This is a genomic window from Idiomarina sp. UBA4206 (genome assembly GCF_002383015.1).
Lineage (GTDB): Bacteria > Pseudomonadota > Gammaproteobacteria > Enterobacterales > Alteromonadaceae > Idiomarina > Idiomarina abyssalis.
On sequence record NZ_DFTS01000003.1, the window covers coordinates 20,612 to 20,939 of the forward strand.

The following is a 328-nucleotide window of genomic DNA, read 5'->3' on the forward strand; positions in this document are numbered from 1 at the left end:
CCTGTATTGATTGAAGCTATGTCATATCGTATGTCAGGTCACTCTACGTCAGATGACCCTACAGGTTATCGTACTCGTGATGAAGAAGCAGACTGGCAGGCCAAAGACCCACTTGATCGTTTGCAGAAGTGGATGATGAATGAAGGCTGGTTGGATAAAGATCACGTTGAAGAGCATCACGCAGAAGTAAAAGCGAAAGTTCTGGCAGCATTAAAAGAGTCAGAAAAAGTACCGGTCCCGCACATTGATGAACTGATCAATGATGTTTACGACGAACCGACTGACATGCTGAAAGAGCAGTTAGACGAGTTAAAAGAGCACATCCGCA

The 328-nt window shown here is 44.8% G+C and carries 1 protein-coding gene; it reads left to right on the forward strand.

Annotation, left to right across the window (positions count from 1 at the left end; all coding sequences use genetic code 11):
* The coding region (locus B3180_RS00265; protein ID WP_414654002.1) for a thiamine pyrophosphate-dependent enzyme at nt 1-328 on the forward strand (328 nt) is incomplete at both ends.